Here is a 15,079-nt window from a genome sequence, read left to right on the forward strand (position 1 = left end):
TCGCGTTCGACAAGGTCTTTTATCAGATACACGGAACCTTACGCCATCAGCCGGTCCAGCAGCCGTTCCGCCGCTTCGGGGATGACCGTGCCGGGCGGGAAGATCTCGGCCGCGCCCGCAGCCAGCACCGCCTCGAAATCCTGCGGCGGGATGACGCCGCCCGCCACGATCAATATGTCGTCGCGGCCGAGCTTCTTCAGCGCGTCGCGCAATTCGGGGATCAGCGTCAGGTGGCCGGCGGCCAGCGAGGAGGCGCCGACGACATGTACGTCGTTGTCGGCGGCCAGCTTCGCGATCTCCTCCGGCGTCTGGAACATGGCGCCCACGGTCACGTCGAAGCCGAGATCCGCGAAGGCGGTGGCGATGACCTTCTGGCCGCGGTCGTGGCCGTCCTGGCCCATCTTGGCCACCAGGATGCGGGGCCGGGTGCCGGTCTTCTTCTCGAAGGCGGCGAGCTTCTGCTCCAGCCGGTCGACGCCCTTGTTTTCGCCCAACTCCTTGCGGTAGACGCCCGAAATGGTGCGCACCGAGGCGACGTGACGGCCGAACGCCTTTTCCAGCGCCAGCGAAATCTCGCCCACCGTCGCCTTGGCCCGCGCTGCGCGGATGGCGAATTCCAGCAGGTTGAGGTCGCCGCGCGCTGCCTCGGTCAGCGCATCGAGCGCGCCTTCCACCGCGCTCACGTCGCGGGTGCCCTTCAATTGCTGGAGCTTGGACAGTTGCCGGGCGCGCACCTCGGCATTGTCGATCTTGAGCACGTCGACCTCGATGTCCTTGTCCGGGCGGAAGGCGTTGACCCCCACCAGCACCTGCTCGCCGGCATCGATGCGCGCCTGCGTGCGGGCGGCCGCCTCCTCGATGCGCAGCTTGGGGATGCCCTTTTCCACCGCTGCCGCCATGCCGCCCAGCCTCTCCACCTCCTCGATATGATCCATGGCGCGCGCGGCGAGATCGTGGGTGAGCCGCTCGACATAGGCCGAGCCGCCCCACGGGTCGATGATGCGGGTAGTGCCGCTTTCTCTCTGCAGCACGATCTGGGTGTTGCGGGCGATGCGCGCCGAATGGTCGGTGGGCAGCGCCAGCGCTTCGTCGAAGGAATTGGTGTGCAGCGACTGCGTGTGCCCTTGCGTGGCGGCCATCGCTTCCACCATGGTGCGTATGATGTTGTTGTACGGGTCCTGCGCCGTTAGCGACCAGCCCGAGGTCTGGCAATGCGTGCGCAGCGACAGCGAGCGCTGGTCCTTCGGCGAAAAATTCTTCTGCATGAGCTGCGACCAGATCAGCCGCGCGGCGCGCAGCTTGGCCACCTCCATGAAGAAGTTCATGCCGATGGCCCAGAAGAAGGAGAGCCGCGGCGCGAACTTGTCGATGTCGAGCCCGGCCGCCACGCCGGCGCGCGCATATTCGATGCCGTCGGCAATCGTGTAGGCGAGCTCCAGGTCCGCCGTCGCCCCGGCCTCCTGCATGTGGTAGCCGGAGATGGAGATGGAGTTGAACTTCGGCATATGCCGCGAAGTGTAGGAGAAGATGTCCGCCACGATCCGCATCGAGGGTTTCGGCGGATAGATGTAGGTGTTGCGAACCATGAATTCCTTGAGGATGTCGTTCTGTATGGTGCCGGCGAGGTCCTTCTGCGCCACGCCCTGTTCCTCGGCCGCCACGATGTAGAGTGCCAACACCGGCAGCACCGCGCCGTTCATGGTCATCGACACGGTCATCTCGCCGAGCGGGATGCCGTCGAAGAGCTGGCGCATGTCGAGGATGGAATCGATGGCCACGCCCGCCATGCCGACATCGCCGGCCACGCGCGGATGATCGCTGTCGTAGCCGCGGTGGGTGGCCAGGTCGAAGGCGATGGAAAGCCCCTTCTGGCCGGCGGCGAGGTTGCGGCGATAGAACGCGTTGGATTCCTCTGCCGTGGAGAAGCCGGCATATTGGCGGATCGTCCACGGCTGCTGGATATACATGGTGGGGTAGGGGCCGCGCACGAAGGGCGGCAGGCCGGGCCATGTGTCGAGCGCGGCAAGCCCCTCGAGGTCCTGCCCGCCATAGAGCCGCTTGACCGGGATGCCTTCCGGCGTCTGCCACAGCCCTTCGGCCGTGGCGGGGGCGATATGGGGGGCGGCCCAGGCCATGCGGCTGAAGTCGGGGATCATGGTGCCTCTCCGATCGCCTCATCGATGCGCAAGGCCGGCAGCGCCTCGCAGAAGACCACGCCCTCGCTGGGGTCGGGCCGCCGCTCGGCGGCGAGCGTCTCGACCGGTTCTTCCCGTCGGGCTGGATGCAGCGTGGTGCCGACGATGGCGCGCGCGCCGTCCCGGTAGGCATGGAGGCGCGCGTCCCGCGCCGCGATCACGCGGCGCTGGATGTGGCCGTCCCGCAGGCTGGCCAGCACGCCCCCCTCGGTCTCGATCTGCGTGAATTCCTGCCAGGCCGCCTCGCACAGCGCGTCGGTCAGCGCCTCGATGCCGCCGGAGCCGAAGGCGGGGTCGGCGACATGGTCGAGATGGCTTTCGCGCGCCATGACGAGCTGCGTGTTGCGGGCCACGCGCCGGGCAAAGCCCGCCGGCAGGCCGTGCGCGATGGTGTGCGGCAGGATGGCGATGGAATCGGCGCCGCCCACCGCCGCCGAAAAGCAGGCGATGGTGGTGCGCAATATGTTGGTCTCGGGGTCCTTCGCCGTCATCATGCGGTAGGAGGTTTCGGCATGCACATAGGCTGGCGCGGGCGGGATGGCGCAGGCTTCGCCGATGCGCGCCCACAGCCGGCGCAGCGCCCTGACCTTGGCCATTGAGACGAACTGGTCCTGGTCCACGGCGAGCGCGAAGCCGATATGCGGCGCGGCATAGACCAGCGGCTGGCGCGCGTCCTCGAACATGCGCAGATAGGCGACGGCCGAGGCCAGCATGATGCCCAGTTCCTGCGCCTCGGTGGCGCCCGCATTGTGGTAGACGCGGCCGTCCGCTTCCAGCAGCGTGCCGGGAATGCCCATGGCGAAGAAATGCGCCAGCGACTGCGGCATGGAGGCCTGCAGCGCCTCGATCGAAATGCGCAGCCGCCCGGTGCCGGCGAAGATGGCGGCCGGGTCGATGCCGAAGGAGAGGCTGAGCCGGGCTGGATCGACGCGGCGGCTGCCCAGCAGGCCCACCAGCCAGTCGGCCATGGGCCGGCTCCAGGGATGCACGTCGATGCGCAGATGCACCTGGTTGAGCGGCACCTGCTTCAGCAGGCTTTCCAATGTGTCGGCGTCCGTCGGCAGCCCGTAGCCGAAGGCGTTCGGCGCCCCTTGGAACACGAGGGACAGGCCGGTGGCGCCCTGGGCCAGATCTTCCGCGATCTGGGCGGCGGCGCGCTCCACGTCGGGGTCGTCCACGCGCTGGCTGACGATCCATGGCTGCTGCGGGTTGAGGCGCAGGCTGTGCTCGCGGCCGGTCGCACGCGGGTAGAGCGGCTCGATGCGGATGCCGTCGTCGGTGCGGGAGACCAGTCGCTCCTCGAACGCAGCGCCTGCCAGCGCCCTTTCGGCAAGCGCCAGCCACTGGGCCCGGTCGCCGGCTTCGGTCGATTTGCTGGTTTCCACGGCTTCGCTCAAGCTTCCGGCCTCGTCGCAAGCATGTCCTGCCGGCCATCCCGGCCTGGAGGAACTGTAGAGCCCCTTTGGCACTGCCGCAATGCAACACAAGGGTCAGAGCGGCAGAAGCATCGCCGCCCCAACTTGCAGCCTTGAGCCTGCGCCTGCATTACTACGTCTGCAATAGCATATGTGCGACCGACCCCGGTTGCAGGACACGAAAGTGGAGATCCGACGAACATGGCCGACGACGCGAGCATCTTCCTGGGCGCCAGCCGCAAGCCGGACGACAGTTACCAGCACGCCGAGCAGCTGCTTTTGAAATACGGCAACCGCCACGGCCTCGTCACCGGCGCTACGGGCACGGGCAAGACCGTTTCGCTCCAGATCATGGCCGAGGGCTTTTCCGACGCCGGCGTTCCGGTGTTCTGCGCCGACGTCAAGGGCGACCTCTCCGGCATAGCGATGAAGGGCACGGCGCAGGACTTTCTGCTCAAGCGCGCCGCCGAGGTGAAGCTGGAGCCCTACGAATTCGAGGATTTCCCGGTGATCTTCTGGGACCTGTTCGGCGAGCAGGGCCACCCGATCCGCGCCACCGTGTCGGAGATGGGGCCGCTGCTTCTGTCGCGGCTGATGAACCTGACCGAAGCGCAGGAAGGGGTGATGAACATCGCCTTCCGCATCGCCGACGAGGAAGGGCTGCTGCTGCTCGACATGAAGGACCTGCAGGCGCTGCTGGCCAACATCGCCGAGCGCGCGGCCGAGATCGCGGCGCGCTACGGCAATGTGACGAAACAGTCGGTGGGCGCCATCCAGCGCTCGCTGCTGATCCTGGAGCAGCAGGGCGGCGCGCATTTCTTCGGCGAGCCGGCGCTGCGAATCATGGACCTGATGCGCACGTCCCGCGACGGGCGCGGCGCCATCAACGTGCTGGCCGCCGACAGGCTTATGGCCAGCCCGCGGCTCTATGCCACTTTCCTGCTGTGGCTGATGTCGGAACTGTTCGAGCAGCTTCCCGAAGTCGGCGACCCCGACAAGCCGCGGCTGGTGTTCTTCTTCGACGAGGCGCATCTTCTGTTCGACGATGCGCCTAGGGCGCTGGTGGACCGGGTGGAGCAGGTGGTGCGGCTGATCCGCTCCAAGGGCGTTGGCGTCTATTTCGTCACGCAGAGCCCGCTCGACGTGCCGGAGAAGGTGCTGGCCCAACTCGGCAACCGCGTGCAGCATGCGCTGCGCGCCTACACCCCGCGCGAGCAGAAGGCGGTGAAGACCGCGGCCGAGACCTTCCGGCCCAATCCCGATTTCGATTGCGCCAGGACGATCACCCAGCTCGGCACCGGCGAGGCGCTGGTGTCGACGCTGGAGGAAAAGGGCATTCCGTCGATGGTGCAACGCACGCTGATGCGCCCGCCATTCTCGCGCATCGGGCCGATCACGGCGGAAGAACGCCGCAAGATCATCCTCGAAAGCCCCGTGGCCGGCCAGTACGACCAGCCGATCGACCGCGAATCCGCCTTCGAGCTGTTGCAGAAGAAGGCGGCCGAGACACAGGCGCCGGCCGGCGAGCAGGCTGGCGGCTCGGGCTGGACCCTGCCGGATTTCGGCGGCGGCAAGTCCGGTGGCGGGCGCGCGCCGCGCCCCTCCAACCGCCAGTCGGTGACAGAGGCGGCGGTCAAGTCCGTGGTGCGCTCGGTCGGCTCCTCGCTCGGCCGCGCCATCGTACGCGGCATCCTCGGCAGCTTTTCGAAGGGGCGTTGAGCCGCCCCTTCCCGGAAGGCAGGTCCTGACCCTAGCTCAGAACCAGGATTTTCCCAGCACCTGGCTGTCGGGCACGCCGGCATCGATGGGGATTGCCTTGTGGTAGCCCATGGCCACCATCGGCGCGCCGACATTTGCGGTCACGACAACCGGGCTGCGGTTCGGGACGCGCTCGAACAGGTCGATGACGTCCTGGTTCATCAGCCGCACGCAGCCCGACGAGACCGACTTACCGATGGAACTCCATTCCGGCGAGCCGTGCAGCCGGTAGAGCGTATCCTCGCCGTTCTGGAACAGGTAGAGCGCCCGCGCGCCGAGGGGATTGGCCACGCCGGGCGACATGCCGCCGTTGCGGACGCTGTATTTCTCGAGCTCGGGCTGGCGGCCGATCATGCTGTCCGGCGGCGTCCATTTCGGCCATTTGCGCTTGTATTGCACCACGGCGTCGCCCGCCCATTCGAAGCCGGCTCGGCCGAGGCCGACGCCGTAGCGCAGCGCTTGGCCGCCCGGCTGCACGACATAGAGGAAATGGCCGCTGGTATCGACCACGACCGTGCCCGGCTTCTCGCCGGTGGGGTCGGCCACATACTGGCGCAGGAACTGACTCGGTATCTTGCGCCACGGCACGGCGGGGATCTCGTAGCCCCCGTCGGAGAGCGGCCCGTAGATGGTGTCGTAGTCCATCATCTCCGGCTCCGGCGCCGGCGGCGGGCCGTAGTCGATCGGCGGCTGGCTGCTGACCGTGGTGCAGGCCGAGACGGCGGCGGAGGCGACGCCGAGCGCTGCGACGTTCAGGAAGCCGCGGCGTGATAGGAGCACGGGGGAGGACGGGTTTTTTGTCATTGGTGGTTTTCTCGAACTGGCAAAACGCAAGGGGCGGGGACAGGAACTGCCCCGCTATAACGATCGAGCGCGATAGGCGTTGCCGATTCTGTTCTTAAAGTGGACAAAGCAAGGCGCGGCCGTGACGCATTCGCCACTGTTGCTGTTATGCAACGCCTGATTGGGCGCTCTCAGCCGCTGGTCGGCAATCCTTCGAGCGAAGGCAGGATCAGGTCCGGCGGCAGGTCGCGATATTCGTCCGGCTGGTTCGTCCGGTTGATCCAGACGGTGCGGAATCCCGCCTTGGCGGCGCCCGCCACGTCCCACCTGTTGGACGACTGGAATGAAACCGCCTCCGGATAGAGCCGCCACGATGTGGTGACGATCTCGTAGACCGACGGGTCGGTCTTGAAGCGCCGCACGGCATCCACCGAAAACACGTCGTCGAGTATCTGGTCGAGGGCGGCCGACTTGACCGCCTGCTCGAGCATGGCAGGCGAGCCGTTGGAAAGGATGGCGAGCCGCGCGCCGGAGGCTTTCAGCGCCTTCAGCACCGAAGGCACTTCCGGGTAGCAGTCCAGCCGCCAATAGGCTTCGAGCAGGGCCGTGCGCAGCGCGGGATCGGCGGACGGTACCTTGGCCAGCGCAAAGTCGAGCGCCTGCTCGGTCAGCTGCCAGAAATCGGCATAGGCGCCCATCAGCGACCTGACCCAGGAATATTCGAGCTGCTTGGCCCGCCAGATTTCCGAAAGAAGCGGCCCGTCCGGGCCGATGGCTCCGGCATGGCGGCGCACCGCCGCATGCACGTCGAAGAGCGTGCCGTAGGCGTCGAATACATAGGCTGCATGTTGCATGCCGCAAGTTTTGGAGCGGGAGCGGCCGGCGTGCAAGCGGCGATTGTGCGGCAATGGGGCGCTGGACCAATAATTCCACCACGTAGTGATTGACGCGGGGCGCCCAAGCGTCGTCCAATAAACGCAGTTGCACCGACAAAAAGCAGGATGGACCCGAACGATGACACTGGCGGCGGCCGCGCAATCGGCAACCTGGACCTATGTGGATGGCGGTTGGCACGAGGGCAACGTGGCCGTCATCGGGCCGCGCAGCCATGCCATGTGGCTGGCATCGACCGTGTTCGACGGCGCACGCTGGTTCGAGGGCGTGGCGCCCGATCTCGATCTCCATTGCGCGCGGGTGAATGCGTCCGCGCTTGCACTCGGACTTGCGCCCACCATGGCGCCGCAGGACATCGTTGGCCTGACCTGGGAGGGCCTGAAGAAGTTCGACGGCAACACGGCGGTCTATATCCGGCCGATGTACTGGGCCGAGCATGGCGGCTACATGGGCGTGCCGGCCGACCCGGCCTCCACGCGCTTCTGCCTGTGCCTCTACGAATCGCCGATGATCGCGCCGGAAGGCTTTTCCATCACCGTCTCGCCCTTCCGCCGCCCCACCATCGAGACCATGCCGACCAACGCCAAGGCCGGCTGCCTCTATCCCAACAACGGCCGTGCCATCCTGGAGGCCAAGTCGCGCGGCTTCGACAATGCGCTGGTGCTCGACATGCTCGGCAACGTGGCCGAAACCGGCTCGTCCAACATCTTCCTGGTCAAGGACGGGCATGTCTTCACGCCCGCCGCCAACGGCACCTTCCTGTCCGGCATCACCCGGGCCAGGACCATGGCGCTGCTGGGCGACTACGGCTTCCGTACCATCGAAAAGACGCTGTCGGCGCGCGATTTCCTGGAGGCCGACGAGATCTTCTCCACCGGCAACCATTCCAAGGTGGTGCCCGTCACGCGCATCGAGGACCGCGAGCTTCAGCCCGGTCCCGTCGCCCGCAAGGCGCGCGAGCTTTATTGGCAGTGGGCGCATTCGACTTCCGCCGGATGAGCGGCTAGAAGGAACCCGCGCGTCGCCCCCGGAGTTGTTGTCCGGAGGCGCGACCGACCTATCTTAGACCGGTAACGATACCGGATTTCCATGAGGGAGTACGATCCATGGCTTTTGAATTGCCCGCATTGCCGTATGACTACGAGGCGCTCCAGCCCTACATGTCGAAGGAGACGCTCGAATACCATCACGACAAGCACCACAAGGCCTATGTCGACAATGGCAACAAGCTGGCCGCGGAGGCCGGCATGGAAAACCTTTCGGTCGAGGAAGTGGTCAAGCAGTCGTTCGGCAAGAATGCCGGCCTGTTCAACAACGCGGCCCAGCACTACAACCACATCCATTTCTGGAAGTGGATGAAGAAGGGCGGCGGCGGCAACAAGCTTCCGGCAAAGCTGCAGAAGGCCATCGACAGCGATCTCGGCGGCTACGACAAGTTCAAGGCCGATTTCGCCAACGCCGGCGCCACGCAGTTCGGCTCGGGCTGGGCCTGGCTTTCGGTCAAGAACGGCAAGCTGGAAATTTCCAAGACGCCGAATGGCGAGAACCCGCTGGTCCACGGCGGCAGCCCGATCCTCGGCGTCGACGTGTGGGAGCATTCCTACTACATCGACTACCGCAACGCGCGTCCGAAATATCTCGAAGCCTTCATCGACAACCTCATCAACTGGGACTACGTGCTGGAAATGTACGAAAAGGCCACGGCCTGACCGCCTGCGCACGTTCCTGACGAAAACCCCGGTTCCGCCGGGGTTTTTTCTTTGCGGCGCTGCGCTTCCCTTGCGGTGCCCCTTGCAATCACGGCCGCTTCACGCAAGCGTGACCGGAAGCGGTGGACTTTTTACTCCCCGTTGATTGTTCCCGTTACGTTTGGTCGTTCATATCTGGAGCGATTCCCCCCACAACCATGGAGCCTGTTGAATGAGAAAGCTCGTACTCGCCATCTCGCTGCTCGCGCTTGGCGCATCGGTCGCCCAGGCGGATGTGGTCACCGACCGTCAGGCGCTGATGAAGGAGCGCGGCAAACTGGTCGGTGCGCTTTCCAAGGTGGTGAAGGGGCAGGAGCCCTTCGATGGCGCGGCCGTGATAGCAGCCTTGAAGGCGCTCGAGGCCAATGCCGAGAAGACGGACGTGGCAGTGCTCTTTCCGGCGGGCACCGACAAGGGCGACACCGAGGCCTCGCCGAAGATCTGGGAGGACATGGACGGCTTCAAGGCCGCCGAGGACAAATATCTGGAGGCCACAAAGGCGGCGTCCTCCGCCGCTCCGGCCGACGTCGATGCGCTGAAGGCGCAGGTGGGCGCGATCGGCGCCAGTTGCGGCGCCTGCCACCAGTCCTTCCGCCTGAAGAAGGGCTGACGGGCCGGTATGCGCCCGGGCCGAAAGGTTGCCATCGCCGTGGCGGTGCTGGCGGTGGCGGGCGCCGCCGGGTGGGTGCTGTCGGCACCGGTGCGGCTGGATGCCGCCACCCTGGCTGCGCTCGGGCCGGGCGACGCTGCGCGCGGCAAGCGCATATTCTTCGCTGGCGGTTGCGCCTCCTGCCACGCCACGCCCAAGGCCGAGGGCGACGACCGCTTCCGGCTCGGCGGCGGGGTCGAACTGAAGACGGCCTTCGGCACCTTCGTTGCTCCCAACATCTCGCAGGACGAGAAGGACGGCATCGGGACCTGGTCGGTGGAGGACCTGGCCGATGCAATGATGGCCGGGGTCTCGCCGTCCGGCGAGCATTTCTATCCGGCCTTTCCCTACACTTCCTATGCGCGCATGAAGCCGTCGGACGTCGGCGACCTGTACGCCTTCCTCAAGACGCTGCCGGCGGTGGCCGGCAAGGCTGCGGACCACCAGCTTGGGTTCCCCTTCAGCGTGCGCCGGGGCATCGGCCTGTGGAAGCGGCTCTATCTCGATCCGCAGCCGGTGGTCGATTTTCCCACCGGCGCACCCGACCTGGTGCTGGCCGGCCGATATCTGGCGGAAGGGCCGGGCCATTGCGGCGAGTGCCACACGCCGCGCGATTTCGCCGGCGGTGCGAAGAAGGATCAATGGCTGGCCGGGGCCGTGGCGGCCGAGGGCGGCGGCGTCGTGCCCAACATCACCCCGGGGCCGGGCGGCATCGGCGACTGGTCGGCCGACGACATCGCCAACTACCTGGAAACCGGCTTCACTCCCGAATTCGACACGGTGGGCGGGGCCATGGTCAACGTGCAGAAGAACATGGCCGAACTGACGGCGGACGACCGCGCGGCGATCGCGGCCTATCTGAAGGCCGTGCCCGGGCACCCCAACGGCTATCCGCCGCGCAAGCCGGCCACGAAATAGCCGTGGCCCGGCCGGCAGCGGCAGTCGTCAGGCTCCGGTCTTGCCGGTCATCTTCAGCGCAAACGCGTAGGTGTAGGCCACTTCCTCCAGCCGCGAGAAACGTCCCGAGGCGCCGGCATGGCCGGCATCCATGTTGATGCGGAACAGCACGGGATTGTCTCCCGCCTTCAACTCGCGCAGCCGCGCCACCCATTTGGCCGGCTCCCAATAGGTCACGCGCGGATCCGTCAGGCCGGCCACGGCGAGGATGGGCGGATAGTCGAGTGCCGCGACGTTGTCATAGGGCGAATAGGCGGCAATGGTGCGATAGTCGTCCGCCGACGCGATCGGGTTGCCCCATTCAGGCCATTCCGGCGGGGTGAGCGGCAGCGTGGCGTCCAGCATGGTTGTGAGCACGTCCACGAAGGGCACCTCCGCGACGATGGCGCCGAAGGCTTCCGGCGCCATGTTGGCGATCGCGCCCATCAGCATGCCGCCGGCCGAGCCGCCCTGGGCAACGATGCGGTCATGCGCGGTGTAGCCCTCCGCGACCAGGTGCCGGGCGGCGGCGACAAAGTCCTTGAAGGTATTTTCCTTCTTCGCCCGCTTGCCGTCTTCGTACCAGGCATAGCCCTTGTCCTTGCCGCCGCGCACATGGGCGATCGCATAGACGAAGCCGCGATCGACAAGCGACAGGCAATTGGTGTTGAAGGCGGCGGGAATGGTGATGCCGTAGGAGCCGTAGCCGTAGAGCAGGCAGGGCGCCGAGCCGTCCAGCGGCGTGTCGGCGCGGCAGAGCAGCGAGATCGGCACCAGTTCGCCGTCATGCGACGGCGCCATCAGCCGGCGGGTGACGTAGCGGCCGGCGTCGTGGCCAGACGGCACCTCCTGCGTCTTGAGCAGAGTGCGCTGGCGCGTGCGCATGTCGTAGTCGAAGACCTGCGCCGGCGTGGTCATGGAGGAATAGGTGAAGCGCATCACCTCGGTGTCGTACTCGTAGGCACCCGAAAGGCCGAGCGAGAAGGCCTCCTCAGGGAAGGAGATCAGATGCTCCTCGCCGCTCGCCCGCTCGCGCACGACGATGCGCGGCAGGCCGTCCTTGCGCTCCAGGCGCACGAGGAAATCCTTGAAGGCGAGGATCGACAGGATGAGCCGCCCGGGTTCGTGCGGCACCAACTCCTTCCAGTTGGCGCGCATCGGGTCCGCGGCCGGGGCGGTCATGATCTTGAAGTCCTTGGCGCCGTCGGCATTGGTCAGCACGAAGAAGATGTCGCCGCCTTCCTCCAGGTCGTATTGCAGGCCGGCTTCGCGCGCCGCCACCAGCTTGGGTTCGGCCAAAGGATCGTCCGCCGGCAGGATGCGATATTCCGAGGTTTCGTGATCGTTGATGCCGATCATGATCCATTCATTGGAGCGTGTGCCGCCGACGCCCATGAAGAAGCCGGGGTCGGTCTCCTCATAGACGAGCCTGTCCTGCGCCGGGTCCGTTCCGAGCTTATGGAAGAACAGCTTCGAGGGGCGGTGGTTGGGGTCGAGCCTGGTATAGAAAAAGCCGTCCGAGCCGGCGGTCCAGGTGCCCGAGCCGCCGGTGTCGGGAACCTGTTCGGTCTGGTCGGCCCCGTTGTCGAGGTCGCGCACGCGCAGCGTGTAGAACTCGGAACCCTTGTCGTCATAGGCCCATAAAAGACGCTTGTGGTCCGGCGAATGGTCGATGCCGCCGAGCCGGAAATAGGCCTTGCCGGCAGCTTCGGAATCGCCGTCGAGCAGGATCACCTCCTCGCCGCCGTCGCGCGGGGTGCGGAAATAGCGCGGCTGCTCGCCACCCAGCCGGAAGGACGAGCCGTAGGCATAGTCGCCGTCTTTCATGGGCACGGAGGAATCGTCTTCCTTGATGCGGCCCTTCATCTCGGCAAACAGCGCCTTGCGCAGGTCTGCGGTGTCGGCCATCAGCGCCGCCTGATAGGCGTTTTCGGCGTCCAGATGGGCGCGGATTTCCGGATCGAGCAGCGACGGGTCGCGAAACACCTCCTGCCAGTTGCCGGCCCTCAGCCAGGCATAGTCGTCCGTGCGGGTGATGCCGTGATGCGTATCGGACACGGGCCGCTTTTCCGTGGGCGGCGGGGCGAGAAAAGGCATGGGCGCAGGTCTGGTCATCGGTCGTCCCTGAAGTGGTGCGGAGGGGCTGTGAGAACACGCAGCCGTCTTCGTTTCAAGAGCCAAAGGCGCCGGCCCGTTGCAATGGCCGGCTCGGGCACGGCAACAATACACATCCCGCCGGCAGGTAGTTTGCGACGCGAAAGGCGGTTTCGGATAGGTATAGTCCCTCGTAACGGGCGGGATTCTTGACTGTCGCTTGCCGTTAGCGATGAGGAACTTGATGAGAACGCAATTAAGAGAGTTGAGTTATCAATATTTCTCGATCTGAAATGATTAGACCGAAGAAGTGAATTGACTTGATTGGTGGTGGGGTTCATTAAAGCCGCGTGATGCGAATCGCGGGTTCTCCTTCCCGCAGAAATGTCGCGCCGTGTCCAGGCTGCCGAGAATGGGCATGAAAATCAAAAAACATCACTGAGGCCCGAAAACCATGGAACTTGCCGAAACGCCGTCCAGAAACAGCGATATGCTGATCGAACTTACCGCCGATGTGGTTGCCGCCTATGTCAGCAACAATCCGGTTCCCGTAGGAGAACTGCCGAACCTGATAGCCGATGTCCATTCGGCACTCGGCAGGGTGGGGGGCACCACGGAACAGCCTCAGGTCGACAAGCAGAAGCCGGCCGTCAATCCCAAGCGCTCGGTGCACGACGACTACATCGTCTGCCTGGAAGACGGCAAGAAGTTCAAGTCGCTCAAGCGCCACCTCATGACGCACTACAACATGACGCCGGACCAGTATCGCGAAAAGTGGGGCCTCGACGCGAACTACCCGATGGTGGCGCCAAGCTATGCGGCCGCCCGCTCGCAGCTTGCCAAGAAGATGGGTTTGGGGCGCAAGCGCAAGACCCGGTGACCACGCCTTCCGGACCTTTGGAAATCAGCGGCGCTTTCGGGCGCCGTTTTTGTTTGCATCGGTCGGTCGAGGGCGCCTCGGGCGCGTGCAGGGCAGCGGGGCCGCCTCGGTGCCGAGCAGCCTGTCCAGTACCTGCTTGAGCGCGATGTGGCGGTTGAGGTCGTAGCTCCAGTGCCGGCTCATGCCCTTCAGCCGCTCCCGCTCGATCGCCCGCCGCAGACGGCCGGCGAACTGGTTCTTCTGGGCAGGCGGGGCCGCCAGGGCAACCGGCAGGTCGATCCCGCAGATGAGTTTTGCCGCGGCGAGTTGCCCCGCCTGTTCCACCGCCTCCTGCCTTTGGGTGGCGAAGATGCGCGCCTCCGCTTCGAACTGTCTCATGCTGCCTCCCATGCGGGTTCTCGACGCCACTATCGAGGCTCGTGAGAGGATGGGGAGTAAGCGACGGAGGATCTTTTTGAGGAAAATATAGAAGGCAAGTATTTCAATAGGTTGTCTGCACTCGCCTTGCCGATATGTTCATTGTTTGTTCACATGCCGTCGAGCTGTGAATATAAGGAACATATTCCTTATTATATACTTGACGTACCAGACGCTAAATGCGATAAGGGAGTCAAGGAGTTACGGAAATGCTCGATCTCACCAACGCGATTTACCACGATGCCGACAAGGCCCGCGCCCATCTGGAGGCCATCCATTGGCCGCATGGTCCGATCTGCCCACATTGCGGCAATGCGAACCCTGGTCGCATCACCAAGCTTGAGGGCAAATCCACTCGCCCCGGCGTCTATAAGTGCAACGAATGCCGCCAGCCCTTTTCCGTGACTGTTGGCACCGTGTTCGAGCGTTCCAAAATTCCACTAAACAAGTGGGTGATGGCTTCGCACCTGATGGCCGCCTCCAAGAAGGGCATCAGCGCGCACCAGCTTCACCGCATGTTGGGCGTTACCTACAAGACCGCCTGGTTCATGGCGCATCGCATCCGCGAAGCCATGAAGGAAGACGTTAAGTCTGCTGGTCCTCTTGGCGGCGAAGGCAAGACCGTGGAAGCCGACGAAACCTACATCGGCAAGCGCGACACTCCCTATGTCTCACCGCAGCGCAAGGGTCGCCCCTTCACCAAGAAAGGCAAGAGCGGCGGCGCACAGAAGCGCACCGTTGTTTCGCTGGTCGAGCGCGGCGGCAAGGTTCGCTCCTTCCACGTCCAGCACGCCACCAAAGACGTTGTGCGCGACATTCTGGTTCGCAACGCTGACCGCTCGTCAACGCTCTACACCGACGAAAGCCGCCTCTACACCACGACTGGCGAGGAATATGCCAAGCACGAAACTGTCAATCATTCCCGCAAGGAATACGCGCGCGGTATCGTCCACACCAACACGATTGAAAACGTGTTCTCGGTGTTCAAGCGCGGCATGATCGGCGTTTACCAGCATTGCGGCGAAGCCCATCTTCACCGCTACCTTGCCGAATTCGATTTCCGTTACAATCGCCGTACCGCGCTAAAGATCAGTGATGCAGAACGCGCCGAAGACCTGCTTCGTATGGCTCGTGACAAGCGCCTCACCTATCGGCGGATTGGTGAAGCCGGTATCGCCTAAGCAAAAGGCGCGCAAATTTCTCCTCAAGCGCAGGAAACAGCGATTCGACTCTGGGTAGCAAATCGCTATTCTGAAACTGGCTGACGCGAGCCAGTCATTGGCACCGGTGCGACCGGACCAACGACCAAG

13 protein-coding genes are annotated in these 15,079 nt (G+C 65.0%); 7 read left to right on the top strand and 6 right to left on the bottom strand.

Going from position 1 to position 15,079, the window contains the following annotated elements:
• Window positions 1-38 precede the first annotated feature (38 nt).
• Window positions 39-2,156, bottom strand: a complete 2,118-nt coding sequence (gene scpA, locus ACTDI4_RS08820; RefSeq protein WP_442840793.1) for a methylmalonyl-CoA mutase — start codon at window positions 2,154-2,156, stop codon at window positions 39-41.
• Entirely contained in the window at window positions 2,153-3,592 is a 1,440-nt protein-coding gene (locus ACTDI4_RS08825; RefSeq protein ID WP_442840794.1) for a methylmalonyl-CoA mutase subunit beta, read from the bottom strand. The genes scpA and ACTDI4_RS08825 overlap by 4 nt, the downstream gene beginning before the upstream one ends.
• Window positions 3,593-3,811: 219 nt before the next feature.
• Between ACTDI4_RS08825 and ACTDI4_RS08830 the strand changes: the two genes are divergently transcribed.
• Entirely contained in the window at window positions 3,812-5,329 is a 1,518-nt protein-coding gene (locus tag ACTDI4_RS08830) for a helicase HerA-like C-terminal domain-containing protein (protein ID WP_442840795.1), read from the top strand.
• Window positions 5,330-5,365: 36 nt separating this feature from the next.
• Here the strand turns inward: ACTDI4_RS08830 and ACTDI4_RS08835 are convergent, their stop codons facing one another.
• Both ACTDI4_RS08835 and ACTDI4_RS08840 read right to left on the bottom strand, forming a co-directional pair.
• Entirely contained in the window at window positions 5,366-6,172 is an 807-nt protein-coding gene (locus ACTDI4_RS08835; RefSeq protein ID WP_442840796.1) for a L,D-transpeptidase, read from the bottom strand.
• A 170-nt stretch (window positions 6,173-6,342) separates the two neighbouring features.
• Complete coding sequence (locus tag ACTDI4_RS08840; RefSeq protein ID WP_442840797.1) at window positions 6,343-7,005, bottom strand: haloacid dehalogenase type II; 663 nt, start codon at window positions 7,003-7,005, stop codon at window positions 6,343-6,345.
• Window positions 7,006-7,165: 160 nt separating this feature from the next.
• Between ACTDI4_RS08840 and ACTDI4_RS08845 the strand changes: the two genes are divergently transcribed.
• The 4 genes from ACTDI4_RS08845 to ACTDI4_RS08860 all read left to right on the top strand — a co-directional run bounded on the left by ACTDI4_RS08845 (window position 7,166) and on the right by ACTDI4_RS08860 (window position 10,360).
• Window positions 7,166-8,044: a branched-chain amino acid aminotransferase gene (locus ACTDI4_RS08845; protein ID WP_442840798.1), complete on the top strand. Its 879-nt coding sequence runs from the start codon at window positions 7,166-7,168 to the stop codon at window positions 8,042-8,044.
• 107 nt (window positions 8,045-8,151) lie between these two features.
• Window positions 8,152-8,754 (top strand): superoxide dismutase, encoded by a 603-nt coding sequence (locus tag ACTDI4_RS08850; protein WP_442840799.1) that lies wholly within the window; start codon window positions 8,152-8,154, stop codon window positions 8,752-8,754.
• A gap of 211 nt (window positions 8,755-8,965) precedes the next feature.
• Window positions 8,966-9,403: a c-type cytochrome gene (locus tag ACTDI4_RS08855; protein WP_442840800.1), complete on the top strand. Its 438-nt coding sequence runs from the start codon at window positions 8,966-8,968 to the stop codon at window positions 9,401-9,403.
• Between the two features lie 9 nt (window positions 9,404-9,412).
• Window positions 9,413-10,360, top strand: a complete 948-nt coding sequence (locus tag ACTDI4_RS08860; RefSeq protein WP_442840801.1) for a c-type cytochrome — start codon at window positions 9,413-9,415, stop codon at window positions 10,358-10,360.
• 27 nt (window positions 10,361-10,387) lie between these two features.
• Here ACTDI4_RS08860 and ACTDI4_RS08865 read toward each other — a convergent pair whose 3' ends face one another.
• Window positions 10,388-12,493 (bottom strand): S9 family peptidase, encoded by a 2,106-nt coding sequence (locus tag ACTDI4_RS08865; protein ID WP_442840802.1) that lies wholly within the window; start codon window positions 12,491-12,493, stop codon window positions 10,388-10,390.
• Between the two features lie 433 nt (window positions 12,494-12,926).
• On the opposite strand from ACTDI4_RS08865, the gene ACTDI4_RS08870 reads away from it, so the two are divergent.
• Complete coding sequence (locus ACTDI4_RS08870) at window positions 12,927-13,352, top strand: MucR family transcriptional regulator (RefSeq protein WP_442840803.1); 426 nt, start codon at window positions 12,927-12,929, stop codon at window positions 13,350-13,352.
• 24 nt (window positions 13,353-13,376) lie between these two features.
• Here the strand turns inward: ACTDI4_RS08870 and ACTDI4_RS08875 are convergent, their stop codons facing one another.
• Window positions 13,377-13,730: a cytoplasmic protein gene (locus tag ACTDI4_RS08875; RefSeq protein WP_442840804.1), complete on the bottom strand. Its 354-nt coding sequence runs from the start codon at window positions 13,728-13,730 to the stop codon at window positions 13,377-13,379.
• Window positions 13,731-13,978: 248 nt separating this feature from the next.
• Between ACTDI4_RS08875 and ACTDI4_RS08880 the strand changes: the two genes are divergently transcribed.
• Complete coding sequence (locus ACTDI4_RS08880; RefSeq protein WP_442840805.1) at window positions 13,979-14,950, top strand: IS1595 family transposase; 972 nt, start codon at window positions 13,979-13,981, stop codon at window positions 14,948-14,950.
• The last annotated feature ends 129 nt before the right edge of the window (window positions 14,951-15,079 follow it).

It is taken from the genome of Mesorhizobium sp. PUT5 (genome assembly GCF_052216645.1).
In the GTDB taxonomy this organism is placed as follows: domain Bacteria; phylum Pseudomonadota; class Alphaproteobacteria; order Rhizobiales; family Rhizobiaceae; genus Mesorhizobium.